General features: G+C 64.4%; 11 protein-coding genes and 1 tRNA gene. 9 read left to right on the top strand and 3 right to left on the bottom strand.

Annotated elements, in window-relative coordinates; all coding sequences use genetic code 11:
• Window positions 1–182: 182 nt before the first annotated feature.
• The gene (locus tag QQL28_RS08345; RefSeq protein WP_284263395.1) at window positions 183–698 is read right to left on the bottom strand and encodes a MarR family winged helix-turn-helix transcriptional regulator; all 516 of its coding nucleotides are present in this window, start codon (window positions 696–698) and stop codon (window positions 183–185) included.
• Between the two features lie 175 nt (window positions 699–873).
• On the opposite strand from QQL28_RS08345, the gene QQL28_RS08340 reads away from it, so the two are divergent.
• The 3 genes from QQL28_RS08340 (at window position 874) to QQL28_RS08330 (ending at window position 3,745) form a co-directional block, all read left to right on the top strand.
• Window positions 874–2,064 carry an aromatic ring-hydroxylating dioxygenase subunit alpha gene (locus tag QQL28_RS08340; RefSeq protein ID WP_284263381.1) on the top strand — a complete coding sequence of 397 codons (1,191 nt, stop codon included), beginning with the start codon at window positions 874–876 and terminating at the stop codon, window positions 2,062–2,064.
• Between the two features lie 48 nt (window positions 2,065–2,112).
• Window positions 2,113–3,408 (top strand): spinster family MFS transporter, encoded by a 1,296-nt coding sequence (locus QQL28_RS08335; protein ID WP_284263376.1) that lies wholly within the window; start codon window positions 2,113–2,115, stop codon window positions 3,406–3,408.
• Window positions 3,409–3,541: 133 nt separating this feature from the next.
• The gene (locus tag QQL28_RS08330; RefSeq protein WP_284263374.1) at window positions 3,542–3,745 is read left to right on the top strand and encodes a hypothetical protein; all 204 of its coding nucleotides are present in this window, start codon (window positions 3,542–3,544) and stop codon (window positions 3,743–3,745) included.
• 100 nt (window positions 3,746–3,845) lie between these two features.
• Here QQL28_RS08330 and QQL28_RS08325 read toward each other — a convergent pair.
• Window positions 3,846–3,922: transfer RNA gene (locus tag QQL28_RS08325), tRNA-Asp, on the bottom strand.
• A 334-nt stretch (window positions 3,923–4,256) separates the two neighbouring features.
• On the opposite strand from QQL28_RS08325, the gene pepT reads away from it, so the two are divergent.
• Window positions 4,257–5,504, top strand: coding sequence for a peptidase T (gene pepT / locus QQL28_RS08320; RefSeq protein WP_284263372.1), 1,248 nt, complete (start codon window positions 4,257–4,259; stop codon window positions 5,502–5,504).
• Window positions 5,505–5,557: 53 nt separating this feature from the next.
• On the opposite strand, the gene QQL28_RS08315 is transcribed toward pepT, so the two are convergent.
• Window positions 5,558–6,451, bottom strand: a complete 894-nt coding sequence (locus QQL28_RS08315) for a hypothetical protein (RefSeq protein ID WP_284263370.1) — start codon at window positions 6,449–6,451, stop codon at window positions 5,558–5,560.
• 364 nt (window positions 6,452–6,815) lie between these two features.
• Here QQL28_RS08315 and QQL28_RS08310 point away from each other — a divergent pair, with 364 nt between their 5' ends.
• From QQL28_RS08310 to QQL28_RS08290, 5 genes are all read left to right on the top strand, one after another.
• Window positions 6,816–7,004, top strand: coding sequence for a hypothetical protein (locus tag QQL28_RS08310; RefSeq protein ID WP_284263368.1), 189 nt, complete (start codon window positions 6,816–6,818; stop codon window positions 7,002–7,004).
• A gap of 220 nt (window positions 7,005–7,224) precedes the next feature.
• Window positions 7,225–7,602 (top strand): hypothetical protein, encoded by a 378-nt coding sequence (locus QQL28_RS08305; RefSeq protein WP_284263366.1) that lies wholly within the window; start codon window positions 7,225–7,227, stop codon window positions 7,600–7,602.
• A 96-nt stretch (window positions 7,603–7,698) separates the two neighbouring features.
• Window positions 7,699–8,106, top strand: coding sequence for a FixH family protein (locus tag QQL28_RS08300; protein WP_284263364.1), 408 nt, complete (start codon window positions 7,699–7,701; stop codon window positions 8,104–8,106).
• The gene (locus tag QQL28_RS08295; protein ID WP_284263362.1) at window positions 8,103–9,539 is read left to right on the top strand and encodes an efflux RND transporter periplasmic adaptor subunit; all 1,437 of its coding nucleotides are present in this window, start codon (window positions 8,103–8,105) and stop codon (window positions 9,537–9,539) included. The genes QQL28_RS08300 and QQL28_RS08295 overlap by 4 nt, the downstream gene beginning before the upstream one ends.
• On the top strand, window positions 9,536–12,697 hold the full coding sequence (locus tag QQL28_RS08290) for an efflux RND transporter permease subunit (protein ID WP_284263360.1): 3,162 nt from the start codon (window positions 9,536–9,538) through the stop codon (window positions 12,695–12,697). Before QQL28_RS08295 ends, QQL28_RS08290 begins: the two co-directional genes overlap by 4 nt.
• The last annotated feature ends 132 nt before the right edge of the window (window positions 12,698–12,829 follow it).

Below are 12,829 nucleotides of genomic sequence, written 5' to 3'. Positions count from 1 at the left end.
ACCTGCAACGTTTGTTGTTCCATGCCGTCTGTGCGAATGACGACATGCGTTGCGGCGACGCTTAAGCGAGCGCGTGCGGAAGACCTAATTGAATGCCTCTTAGAAGGGCTCTTAGAGAGCTTCCAAGAACGTTTCCAAAAATGAACTCTCCAAAATGAACGCCTGGAAAATCCGCGCGAGGATCAGTCCGGATCCTTTTCTGCCTCGAGCATCTCTTCGGCGGCTGCGGTCAGGCGATCGATCTGCGCCAGCAGCGCGTCGAGCTGGTCCTTGCTCAACTGTTGCAGCAGGCGCCGATTGCGCTCCTGTGCGCTGGCAACGATCGCGTCGTGTGCGGCGAGCCCCGCCTTGGTCAGCGAGATCAGCACCTCGCGACTGTCGTGCGGATTGGGCGTTTTCGCGATCAGCTTGCGTGACGACAGGCCCGCGAGCGCGCGGCTGATCTGCCCCTTGTCCTGACCGACGGCTTCGGCGAGCCGTGCCACGCTCATCGGCGGACGCCGGCCGAGCGAGGCGACGAGACCGAACTCCACCGAGTTCAGCCCGACGACGCGCTTGTAGCGCAAGATGGCGCCGCGCTTGAGCAGATTGGCGAGCACCATCAGCCGCGACGACAGCATCACGGTGATCGGCGCCGGCGGTGCATCGTCCTCAACGTCGGGCGACGTGCGCCCGCCTCTGCTCGGCTTATGGCTCATGCGCCACCTCTGCCAACAAACCGACGGCCTGCCAAGGGGCGCAAGCACAGCCGGTTTAAGATGATTGTTAGAAGCATTCGCAAGATCGTTGACATTGTCATCTACCTATCGTTGACTGGCTCAACGGACCAGAACACGACCTGACGGCCGACGAGCCGCAGGCGGGAGGAACAGCATGACCGTCACCCAGCGGGATCGCGCTCTCGGCACGGCCTATGCGATGCGGGAAGCAAGCACGCGCACCGAGCTGACCTCGGTCGCGCGCGGCACGCCGATGGGCGAGCTGCTTCGCCGCTACTGGCACCCCGTCGGCCTCACCAGCGACGCCACCGACACGCCCAGGAAAGTCCGCGCGCTCGGCGAGGACCTCGTCCTGTTTCGCGACAAGCATGGCCGCCCGGGCCTGTTGCACGCGCGCTGTTGCCACCGCGGCACCACGCTCTACTACGGCAAGATCGAGGAGGACGGCATCCGCTGCTGCTATCACGGCTGGAAGTTCGACACGCAAGGCCACTGCCTCGAGCAGCCCTGCGAGCCCGATGGCGGGAAGTTCAAGGACAAGGTGCGCCAGCCCTGGTATCCGGTCGAGGAACGCTACGGGCTGATCTTCGCCTATATGGGCCCGGCCGAGAAGCGCCCGGTCCTGCCGGCTTACGAATGCCTCGAGAACATGGACGAGGGTGAACTCGTCGAGGCCGATGATTCCTCGATCGGCGGCGGGGGACCAGCCATCATCCCCTGCAACTGGCTCCAGCATTTCGAGAACGTGGTCGATCCCTACCACGTGCCGGTGCTGCACGGCTCGTTCAGCGGCCCGCAATTCACCAACATGATGGCCTCGATGCCGGAGGTGAAGTTCGAGAAATCGCCGCGCGGGGTCCTCGTGCGTTCGGAACGCAGGCAGGACGACGGCAAGGTGTTTTACCGCGTCAGCGAGGCGGCGCTGCCGGCGCTGCGCGTGGTGCCGAACCCGCGCGTCGCGCAGTTCGCCCGCGTCGAGTCGCTCGGCTGGGTGCTTCCGATCGACGACACCTCGTTCCGCATCTATGTTGCTGGACGGGTGAAGAATGCCGGCGATATCGGCCGCATGCGCTCGAAGTTCAACGGAAAATTCTGGTGGGACATGAGCGAGGCCGAGCACCAGCAGTTTCCCGGCGACTACGAAGCCCAGGTCGGCCAGGGCCCGGTCACCATCCACTCCGAGGAGCATTTTGGCCAGAGCGACCGCGGCATCCTGATGATCCGGCGCATGCTGACCGATCAACTCGAGGCGCTCGCCGCAGGCCGCGACCCGATCGGCGTCTCTTTCGATCCGAGCGCGCCGCCGGTCACATTCGAAGCGGGGAATTACATCCGCGACGCGTGAGAGACCCGCACCAACGACAACGATAATAAAGTCATACTGGGGGGAGCGATGGTCGATGTGACGTCAGACGTGCCGGCGCAGGCGGCCGCAGCTGCAAAGCCGTCCGCACGGCGCTATTACGTGCTCGGGCTGCTCACCATCATCTACGCGCTGAACTTCCTCGATCGCACCATCTTCAACGTCCTGATCGAGCCGATCAAGAAGGAGTTTCAGCTCAGCGACACCATGATGGGCCTGTTGGCCGGCTTCGGCTTCGCGCTGTTCTATTCGCTGCTCGGCATTCCCATCGCGCGCATGGCCGACCGGCTGAACCGGCGCAACATCGTCGCGCTCGCCTTCGCGTTCTGGAGCGCGATGACGGCGCTGTGCGGCATGGCCACGAGCGTGACCTCGCTGGCGGTTGCCAGAATCGGGGTCGGCATCGGCGAATCCGCGGGCTCGCCGGCCTCGCAATCGATCGTCGCCGATCTCTTTGCCAAGAACGAGCGGCCACGCGCGCTCGGCATCTACGCCATCGGCACCTATCTCGGCGTGTTCCTCGGCTATTTCGTCGGCGGCTATGTCAACCAGCACTATGGCTGGCGGATGGCCTTCTACGTCGCGGGCCTGCCCGGCATCCTGCTCGCCGCCGTCTTGTGGCTGACGATCTCCGAGCCGAAGCGCGGCGCCATGCAGGAGACTTTCACGCCCGAGCCGCTCGGGCCGACGCTGCGCTTCCTCGCTTCCCAGCAGAGCTTCATCATCGTGCTGATCGGCTTCTGCCTCACGACCTATACGAACTACGCAACCGCGGCGTGGATCCCGCCCTTCCTGGCGCGCGTGCACCATTTGTCGAGCGCTGAGATCGGCACCTATGCCGGCACCTTCAAGGGGCTCGCCGGCATGGCAGGTACCCTGCTCGGCGGCTTCGTGGTGGCGCAGGTGAGCCGGCGCGACGATCGCTGGAAGCTGTGGGCGCCCGCGATCACCTCCGGGCTCGCCGGCCCCGTGTTCGCGCTGTGCATGTTGACGCAGGATTTCGCGACCATGGTGGCGATGCTGGCGCTGACATCGTTCCTGGTCGGCTTCCATCTCGGACCGAGCTTTGCGATCGCGCAGACCGTGGCCAAGCCCAGCATGCGGGCGCTGGCCTCCGCACTCATCGCGCTGACCGCCACCTGCTTCGGCCAGGGGCTCGGCCCGCTCGTCGTCGGCATGATCAACGACGCGCTCAGGGCCGGGTTCGGCGCCGACGCCGTCCGCTATTCCCTGCTGTCGGCGGCGGTCACGACCACCGTGGGCGCGCTGCTCTTCGTCTGGGCTGCCCGCACGATCCGGACCGATATCGGCCGGGCGGCCGCCTGAAACCGCCTTCCGGGCGGAACCGAGCCACCCGGCAGATGAAACCATTTTGCGGAAGGCGCGAAACCATCCGGAAACAGATCGTCCTTAGAAGGAGGGCCAACAGACGGGCGGGAAAGCCCGTCGGGAGGCTCTGATGAACCACTCCATTCACTCTGCTGATCGTGCGACGCACCTGAAGATCGTGGTGGTGGCGCTGGTGGCCGGTATCGCAGTGGCTGCCTTCGGGATCGCGGCGCGGACCAGCGTCGACCTCAGCCAGACCGCCCAATCGACCCATGTCATGAAGGCCGGCAAGCCGGTGGTCGTGACCAGCTCGAACACGTCGGAAATCCGCTAAGGCCGAAACGGCCCATTTCAAACGGACACCCAAGCCGCCTTCGGGCGGCTTTTACGTTTGCGACGATTTGAGAGAGTTTTGGGCTAAGCCATTGATTCAATGGCGCGAGAGACGGGGCTCGAACCCGCGACCTCCGGCGTGACAGGCCGGCGCTCTAACCAACTGAGCTACTCCCGCGTGCTGGGCAAAGCCATGCGGAACGAGGGGGGACTTAAAGGTGCGGTCTGGTGAAGTCAAGGACGTTGCGCTCGGCCCGTAAACATCGGGTGTTTCTGCGAGACTTCACCGAAATGCCGCCCCGTCGGATCCCGAATCGCCCGGCGCCCGAAGGCTCCGGATTCCGGCGCCGGAAGCCGCCGTCCGTCCGTTCAGGGAACTGGCCGAAGGCCTTTTCAGGCTTAGGCTTCGTTAAGCCTGAAAAGGCCTCCTGGCGCGGCGACACGCGGCCCCCGGAATGACGCTTTTCTGGTATACCGCCGGCTTCACCCGATCCCGGCGGTTACGAGAAGAAATGTCCCTCACCTTTACCCACACCGTGACCGAGCGCTTCCTGCGCTACGTCACGATCGACACCCAGTCCGACCCCGAATCCCCCACATCGCCCTCGACCGAGAAGCAGAAGGATCTCGGCCGCGTGCTCGTCACCGAGCTCAAGGCCATGGGCGTGGAAGATGCCCATCTCGACGACTACGGCTATGTCTACGCGACGATCCCGTCCAACACCGACAAGAAGGTGCCGGTGATCTGCTTCTGCTCGCACATGGACACCTCGCCCGACTGCTCGGGCAAGGACGTCAAGCCGCAGGTCGTGAAGAACTATCGCGGCGGCGACATCACCCTGCCAACCGATCCCACCCAGGTGATCCGCTTCGCCGAGCATCCGGCACTGAAGAACCAGATCGGCAACGACATCGTCACCACCGACGGCACCACGCTGCTGGGGGCCGACAACAAGGCCGGCGTCGCCGAGATCATGGATGCCGCGCATTTCTTCATCAACAATCCCGATGTGAAGCACGGCACCATCAAGATCCTGTTCACGCCCGATGAAGAGATCGGCCGCGGCGTCGACAATGTGGATCTGAAGAAACTTGGCGCCGATTTCGGCTACACCATGGACGGCGAGAGCGCCGGCAGCGTCGAGGACGAGACGTTCTCGGCTGACGGCGCCGCCATCACCATCCAGGGCGTCTCTGCCCATCCAGGCTATGCCAAGGGCAAGATGGAACACGCGATCAAGATCGCAGCCGCCATCGTCGAGCGGCTGCCCAAGGAAGGCTGCTCGCCCGAGACCACCTCGGGCAAGCAGGGCTTTCTGCATCCGATCGGCATCTCAGGCGCGCTGGAGCAGGCGACGGTGTCCTTCATCGTCCGCGACTTCACCGAGGAAGGCCTGAAGGAGAAGGAGACGCTGCTCGAGGGCATCGTCAAGGACGTGATGAGGGACTATCCGCGCTCGACCTACAAGTTCGAGGTGCGCGAGCAGTACCGCAACATGAAGCAGGTGATCGACCGCCACCCGCACATCCTCGAATACGCCATCGAGGCGATCCGCCGCGCCGGGCTCCGCCCGATGCGCACCGCGATCCGCGGCGGCACCGACGGCTCGCGCCTCTCCTTCATGGGCCTGCCCTGCCCCAACATCTTCGCCGGCGAGCACGCCTTCCACTCGCGGCTGGAATGGGTGAGCCGGCAGGACATGGAAAAGGCCGTCCAGACCATCGTGCATCTCGCGATGATCTGGGAGGAGAAGGCGTAGGATTCCCGAAGGCCAAGGTCGTGGCTGGGTTCGTCCCAGCCACGATCATGAAGCTACGGCACCGGTATTGGGCGGCGTCCGCGATGGAAGCGGTTCGAACTCGCCATCCATTGCGGCAAGGGTTCACCGTCGCGGTGTCGTCCGCCCGCGACTGCCGCCGCCCACGCGACGACGGCTCCGATCAGGGTCGCCGCCGCGACCGAGAATGCGACGATGATCGAGCTGCGCCGCACGTGGTTGATCGCCGTCTGCGACCCCGCGATCGCGGCGTCGACGCGGCGCTCGGAATCCGCCGGCGCCAGTCCCGTGAATGCGGCCGTCTGTTGCACGAGATAGCTGCGATCATCGCTGCTGACGCCGCTGTGGCTCGATGACGTCATGAGGATGCGGCCAGCTTCGGCGCGGGCTTCCCTCATGTCGGTGTTCGGCGGCCGGCGTGGCGCGCGGAACAGCTTGTCGAGCTCATAGCTCAACAGCGGCTCAGCGGCAGTTGCATTGCTGGCCGAGCTGCGCATCGGCGAGCGCTCGATCGCGGCCGCGCCGAGGACCGTGAGCAGTGCCGCACCGATCAGCACGGCGAGAGCCCATGACATCAGTCCGTGCAACCCGTCCCGTCGCTCGCCGTCATCCTCGATCGTCACGAGCGCAGCCGCTGGCCGTGCGATCCGCCCGGCGATGTAGCCGCCAAAGCCGAAGCTGACGATCGCCTGGAGGATCAGATAAAATCCCGACAGCAGCGCCAGCGCCGATGACGCATCGCGCCATGTCGGCGACGTCGAGCTAACGCCGAGGCCGATGGCGACGCCAAAGCTGACCAGGATGAACGACAGTGCACCGGCAGCGAACGCACCCGCCAGCACCGAACTCCACTGGATGGCCCAGCGGCCTTCGGCGGCGGGCACGCCACCTTCCATGACCTCTTCCTGCACGAGAGCTTCGATAGTCATCGCAGCTCTCTCAGCGCAGGCCGAAGAACGACAGGATCGCCATGATCACGACAATCAAGCCGATGAGATAAATCAATCCGTCCATAAGCCCATCCTCCTCAAATGCTCCGCGGCGCTAATGAAGAGGCACAAGGAATGTTCCTAACGGGAGCTTCCCTAGGCGGGGAACGAACCATCGAGATGTGGGTTATCCGCACAAGTCCAAGGGAACATAGATTGTGAGCACAAGGCCCCAGCCCCGGTCACCGCCGGGAGCTGGGGCCTTCCGCTTTGCGCGGTATTGGCTGTCTTATGTTAACGACGCCAATCTCGGAATCATCAAAGATGCGGTCGGGGCGGACACCTCCAGGAGCGGGAGAGCCGCGTGGACCGCAGAACGGCGTGCCTGAACCAGGCGAACGCATTCCGGGAAAAGGCGCTCGCCGATCCCGAGCACCATGATCAATGGATCGATGAAGCCATCAAATGGCTGGAGCGGGCGATGGAAGCGAGCCGCCGCGTCGCGGTGACGGTTGAAGGCGGCGATGCCTCCGCCGTTTCCGAGGTTCCGTGACCGTACAATCAAAATATCGAAAACAACCCCATGCAAAGGAGTCGACGGCCGCCGGCGCGCGTTTTTAATTTTCCGAATTCATTTGACATGTCGGGCAAATCAGGGGCATTGTGCCATCATCGCATCTGGACCCGGACCAGAGCCATCCGCCGCGTCCCGCCGGTGTGCCAAGTCGCTGGCAAAATCGTGAAGCCGGTGGGTTTGCAGGTTCGGCGGCACCATGCGACAAATGGTTATGCACCTGAAACGGTTCGCCAACGTCGTGGTGACGCTGCTGGTCGCGGCCGGGCTTCTGCTCGCGCCGCTGGCGGCACCAGTGTTGGCTGCGCCGGCCTCGGGCCACGACATGCAGGCGATGTCCGGCGACACGCAGGCGGAGGACATGCCCTGCTGTCCGGGCGAGACCGAGAGCAAGGACTGTGGATCCTGTCCGTTCGTGGCGCTGTGCCTGCTCAACGTCTCCCTCCCCGCGCCGTCCGGAGCAGTTTCTCCGATCGAGCGCCACGCGCGACACAGCGCATTCGCTCCGATCGATGATCTCCTGATCGACGGGCTCGGCGCCAAGCCTCCCGACCATCCCCCTCGAGCCGACGTCTGATGGGCGCGTAAGCGCCTGATCGTCTCGCGCGTCGGAAGCGGCGCGCGCCGTTGCATGCCGCGTTGGCGGCAATCAGACCTATCGAGGACCACATCAATGAGGACTTCCAACGTTGCGCGCGCCGCCATGGCCGCGCTGATCGGTGTCGCGTTCGCGGGCACAGCCTTGCCTGCCCATGCTGAAATCAAGAACTACGAGTTCCAGCTCGTTCAGCCGACGGTCAAGGCCGGCGCCGATCGCATCGTCACCGTGCGCCTAGTCGACAAGACCACCGGCAAGCCGGTGCCCGATGCGGTGATCTTTGCCACTCGGCTCGACATGGCTCCCGACGGCATGCAGGAAATGGCCACCAAGGTCACCGCGATGCCGGGCACCGAGCCCGGGACCTACCGGTTCAAGGCGACATTCGGCATGGCCGGCCGCTGGCAGCTTTCGCTCGGCGCCAAGGTGCAGGGCGAAACCGGCACGGTCGAGAACAAGCTCGTCGTCACGGCCGAGAAATGACCCGTCGCCGCCTCATCGGCACTGCCGCTGCGGTTCTCGCAGCGGCAGGTGTCGCGCTGTTCGCGGGGCTGCTGAGACAGCAGCCGAACGACGGCCCCATCGCATCCGCGGCAAACGCGGCGGATACGGCTGCCCCGATTTACTATCAGGACCCGGACGGCAAGCCGCTCTATTCGCTCATACCCAAGAAGACCGGGGACGGCCGCGACTATCGTGCCGTGCCTGCGAGCGCGGACGTAAGCTTCGACGAGCCCGAGCAGCCCGCGGCGACGGCCGAGACCAGAGCCGATCGCAAGATCAAATACTACCGCAACCCGATGGGCCTGCCGGACACCTCGCCGGTGCCAAAGAAGGACTCGATGGGGATGGACTACATCCCCGTCTACGACGGCGACGACAGCGACGACGGGAGCGTCAAGCTTTCGCCGGGCAAGATCCAGCGCACCGGCGCGAAGTCCGAACCGGTCGTGCGGCAGCCCATCAGGTCGGTGATCCGCGCGCCCGGGACTGTCCAGGAGGACGAGCGCCGCATCTCGGTCGTCGCTCTCCGCTTCGAGGGCTTCGTGGAGAGCGTTGCCAACGTCACGACCGGTGAGCACGTCCACAAGGGGCAGCCGCTGATGAACGTATACAGCCCGGCGCTTTCCAGCGCTGCTGCCGAATATCTGTCCGCAATCAACGCCGGCGCCACCGGAAAGGAATTGAAGGGCGCACGTCGAAGGCTGGAGAATCTCGCGGCGCCCGAGCAGGCCATCAAGGACCTCGAACGCACACGCGACATCTCGCTCTCGATTCCCTGGCTCGCCCCGCAGGATGGCGAAATCCTCGAGCGAAACGCGGTGAACGGAATGCGGGCGGGACCCGGCGACGTTCTGTTCAGGATCGCCGATCACCGCCTGGTCTGGGTTCTCATCGACGTCGCCGAACGCGATCTGGCGCAGGTCGCCATCGGAACGAAAGTAATGGTCCGGCCACGCGCCCTGGCCGGCCAGAGCTTCGCCGGCGCCGTGGCGCTGATCTATCCGCACCTGAACGCCCAAACCCGCACAGCGCGCATCCGCGTCGAAGTGCCCAATCCCGATGAAGCGCTGCGGCCCGAGATGTACGTCGATGCCGAGATCGAGACCGGGACGCCAAGTCCGGTGCTCGTTGTTCCCGAAAGCGCCGTGCTCGACAGTGGCACGCGCCAGGCGGTCCTGATCGACAAGGGCCAGGGGCGTTTCGAACCGCGCGACGTCAAGCTCGGCCGTCGGGGCGGCGGTTACGTCGAGATCGCGGAAGGCCTCGCCGAAGGTGAAGCGGTCGTGACCTCGGCCAACTTCCTGATCGACGCCGAGAGCAATCTGAAAGCGGCACTGAAGGGGTTTGCCGAAGCTGGCCGTTCGCAGGGCGCCGATCTCTCCGGCGACAAGCCCATGGGAGCCAAGCCATGATCGCCCGTGTCATCGCCTGGTCGGCCCGCAACCTGCTGCTGGTGCTGTTCGGCACCGGCTTTGCCGCCGCCGCCGGACTCTACGCGCTGATCCACCTGCCGCTGGACGCCATTCCCGATCTCTCCGACACCCAGGTGATCGTCTATACCGAATATCCCGGCCAGGCGCCGCAGGTGATCGAGGACCAGGTCACCTATCCCCTGACGACTGCGATGCTGACGGTGCCGAAATCGAAGGTGGTGCGCGGCTTCTCCTTCTTCGGCGTCTCCTTCGTCTACGTCATCTTCGAGGACGGCACCGACATCTACTGGGCGCGCTCGCGCGTGCTCGAATTCCTGAATTCTGCGGCATCGAGATTGCCGGCGGGAGTGACGCCAACCATTGGCCCGGACGCGACCGGCGTCGGCTGGGTTTACCAATACGCGGTGATGTCGAAGGAGCTAAATCTTGCCGACACGCGCACCATCCAGGACTGGAACCTGAAATTCGCACTCGCCAAGGCCGAAGGCGTCGCCGAGGTGGCGAGCGTCGGCGGCTTCGTCAAGCAATACAACGTGATCCTCGATCCGCAGCGGATGCGCGACCTCGGCATTCCCATGCAGAAGGTTCGCGATGCGATCCGCGCCAGCAATGCTGACGTCGGCGGACGCACGGTCGAGCTCTCGGAGTTCGAATACGTCATCCGGGGCAAGGGCTACCTCAAGGGCATCAACGACCTCGGCAACATCGTGCTCAAGTCCGACAAGGGCACGCCCGTGCTGTTGCGGGATGTTGCCCGGGTCGAGCTCGGACCGGACGAGCGGCGCGGCATCACCGAGCTCAATGGCGAGGGGGAAGTCGCCAGCGGCATCATCCTGCAGCGGTTCGGCATGAACGCGCTCGATGTCATCGAGAACGTCAAGAAGCGGTTCAAGGAGATCGCGACCAGCCTGCCGAAGTCGGTCGAGATCGTGCCGGTCTACGACCGCTCGAACCTGATCTACGCCGCCATCGACACCCTCAGGCACACGCTGGTCGAGGAGAGCATTGTCGTTGCGCTGGTCTGCATCGTGTTCCTGCTGCATGTCCGCAGTGCTCTGGTTGCCATCCTGATGCTGCCGGTCGGCGTACTCATGGCATTCGGCGCGATGAAGCTGCTCGGTATCGGCTCCAACATCATGAGCCTCGGCGGCATAGCGATCGCGATCGGCGCCATGATCGATGCCGCGATCGTCATGATCGAGAACGCGCACAAGCATCTCGAGCGCGCCGAACCGGGGAAGCCGCGTATCGCGATCCTGATCGAGGCCGCATCGGAAGTCGGGCCTGCGCTGTTCTTCAGCCTGCTGATCATCACCGTGTCGTTCATGCCGATCTTCACGCTGGAGCAGCAGGAGGGACGGCTGTTCAGCCCGCTAGCCTTCACCAAGACCTTTGCGATGGCGGCCTCAGCACTCCTGTCGGTCACCTTGGTGCCGGCGCTGATGGTGATCTTCGTGCGTGGCAAAATCATCCCGGAGCACAGAAATCCGATCAACAGCTTCCTGATCTGGATCTATCGCCCCGTGATCAAGGGCGTGTTGCACGCCAAGACGCTGGTGATCGTGCTGGCGCTCGGTGTGCTCGCTATCTCGGTCTGGCCGGCGCGCCAGCTCGGCACCGAGTTCATGCCAAACCTCAACGAGGGCACGCTGTTGTACATGCCGACTACGCTACCCGGCATCTCCGTAACCAAGGCGGCCGAGCTGATGCAGACGCAGAACCGGATCATCCGCTCATTCCCGGAGGTCGGTTCGGTCTACGGCAAGGCCGGACGGGCGGCGACTGCGACGGATCCTGCGCCCTCGGAAATGTTCGAGACTGTGATCAATCTCAGGCCGAAGGAGCAATGGCGCGCGGGCGTGACCGTGGACAGCCTGGTCGCGGAGATGGACAAGGCGCTGCAGTTTCCTGGTGTCTCCAACGCCTGGACCATGCCGATCAAGGCGCGCATCGACATGCTCTCGACCGGCATCCGCACTCCTGTCGGCGTCAAGGTTATCGGCACCGATCTCGCCGGGATCGACAAGCTTGCGAGGCAGATCGAGCAGGTGCTCAAGACCGTGCCCGGCACGTCGTCGGCCTATGCCGAGCGCAGCCTTGGCGGCTACTACCTCGAGATCGCGCCGAACCGCGAAGCGCTGTCGCGCTATGGCATCATGGTGCAGGACGTGCAGGACACGATCGCCACCGCGCTCGGCGGCCAGGCCGTGACGACGACAGTCGAAGGCCGGCAGCGCTTCACGGTCAACATGCGCTACCCCCGCGATCTCCGCGACAATCCGAAGGCGATCGCAAGCGACATTCTGGTGCCGATGCCGACCGGCGGGGCCGTGCCGCTCGGCGAAGTCGCCGATGTCGCGCCAGCGCGCGGGCCGAGCTCGATCCGGACCGAGAACGGGCAATTGGCGACCTACATCTATGTCGATATCCGCGACCGCGACCTCGGCGGCTACGTCGCCGATGCGCAACGCTCGGTGCAGGCGAGCATCGCGTTTCCGCCGGGCTATTATGTCGTCTGGAGCGGGCAGTACGAATATCTGGAACGGGCGGCCGCACGGTTGAAGATCGTGGTGCCGGTGACGCTCCTGATCATCTTCCTGCTGCTCTACCTCAACTTCCGCTCGGTAACGGAGACCATGATCGTCATGCTCTCGCTGCCGTTCGCGCTCGTCGGCGGGCTCTGGCTGATGTGGTGGCTCGGCTTCAACCTCTCGGTCGCGGTTGCCGTCGGCTTCATCGCGCTCGCAGGTGTAGCTGCCGAAACCGGTGTGGTGATGCTGATCTACCTCAACCAGGCGCTGGCGGAGATCAAGGCGCGCCGCGCCGCCGAAGGACGCGCGCTGACACGCGAGGATCTCTACGACGCGATCATGGAAGGCGCCGTGGAGCGCGTCCGCCCGAAGATGATGACGGTGGTCGCGATCATGGCTGGTCTCTTGCCGATCATGTGGAGCACTGGCACGGGCTCCGAGATCATGCAGCGCATCGCAGTCCCCATGATCGGCGGCATGATCTCGTCGACACTGCTGACGCTGATCGTGATCCCCGCGATCTTCGGGCTGGTGAAGGGGTTTAGGCTCACGAACAAAGACGATTCTGCGACGCCGGCGCTCGATCGGCCTGAGGCAGCCGAATAACGCAGGTGGCATGATCGTATGTGAGCAGCCGACCTCTTCCGCGAAGCAGCGAAAGATCACACGAGCGCGATTGGGTCGCCTTGAACAGGATGTTGGCCGGGTGGTGTGATAGCTTCTGCTTCGTGAGCGTTG

The organism is Bradyrhizobium iriomotense (assembly GCF_030160715.1).
Classification (GTDB): domain Bacteria; phylum Pseudomonadota; class Alphaproteobacteria; order Rhizobiales; family Xanthobacteraceae; genus Bradyrhizobium; species Bradyrhizobium iriomotense.
Note: the sequence above shows the minus strand (reverse complement) of the source record. Positions and strands in the feature narration are given on the sequence as shown.

Bases quoted from the DNA above. Each gene is read 5' to 3' on its own strand.
- QQL28_RS08345 (WP_284263395.1), bottom strand. From the start codon at position 698: ATGAGCCATAAGCCGAGCAGAGGCGGGCGCACGTCGCCCGACGTTGAG.
- QQL28_RS08340 (WP_284263381.1), top strand. From the start codon at position 874: ATGACCGTCACCCAGCGGGATCGCGCTCTCGGCACGGCCTATGCGATG.
- QQL28_RS08335 (WP_284263376.1), top strand. From the start codon at position 2,113: ATGGTCGATGTGACGTCAGACGTGCCGGCGCAGGCGGCCGCAGCTGCA.
- QQL28_RS08330 (WP_284263374.1), top strand. From the start codon at position 3,542: ATGAACCACTCCATTCACTCTGCTGATCGTGCGACGCACCTGAAGATC.
- pepT (WP_284263372.1), top strand. From the start codon at position 4,257: ATGTCCCTCACCTTTACCCACACCGTGACCGAGCGCTTCCTGCGCTAC.
- QQL28_RS08315 (WP_284263370.1), bottom strand. From the start codon at position 6,451: ATGACTATCGAAGCTCTCGTGCAGGAAGAGGTCATGGAAGGTGGCGTG.
- QQL28_RS08305 (WP_284263366.1), top strand. From the start codon at position 7,225: ATGCGACAAATGGTTATGCACCTGAAACGGTTCGCCAACGTCGTGGTG.
- QQL28_RS08300 (WP_284263364.1), top strand. From the start codon at position 7,699: ATGAGGACTTCCAACGTTGCGCGCGCCGCCATGGCCGCGCTGATCGGT.
- QQL28_RS08295 (WP_284263362.1), top strand. From the start codon at position 8,103: ATGACCCGTCGCCGCCTCATCGGCACTGCCGCTGCGGTTCTCGCAGCG.
- QQL28_RS08290 (WP_284263360.1), top strand. From the start codon at position 9,536: ATGATCGCCCGTGTCATCGCCTGGTCGGCCCGCAACCTGCTGCTGGTG.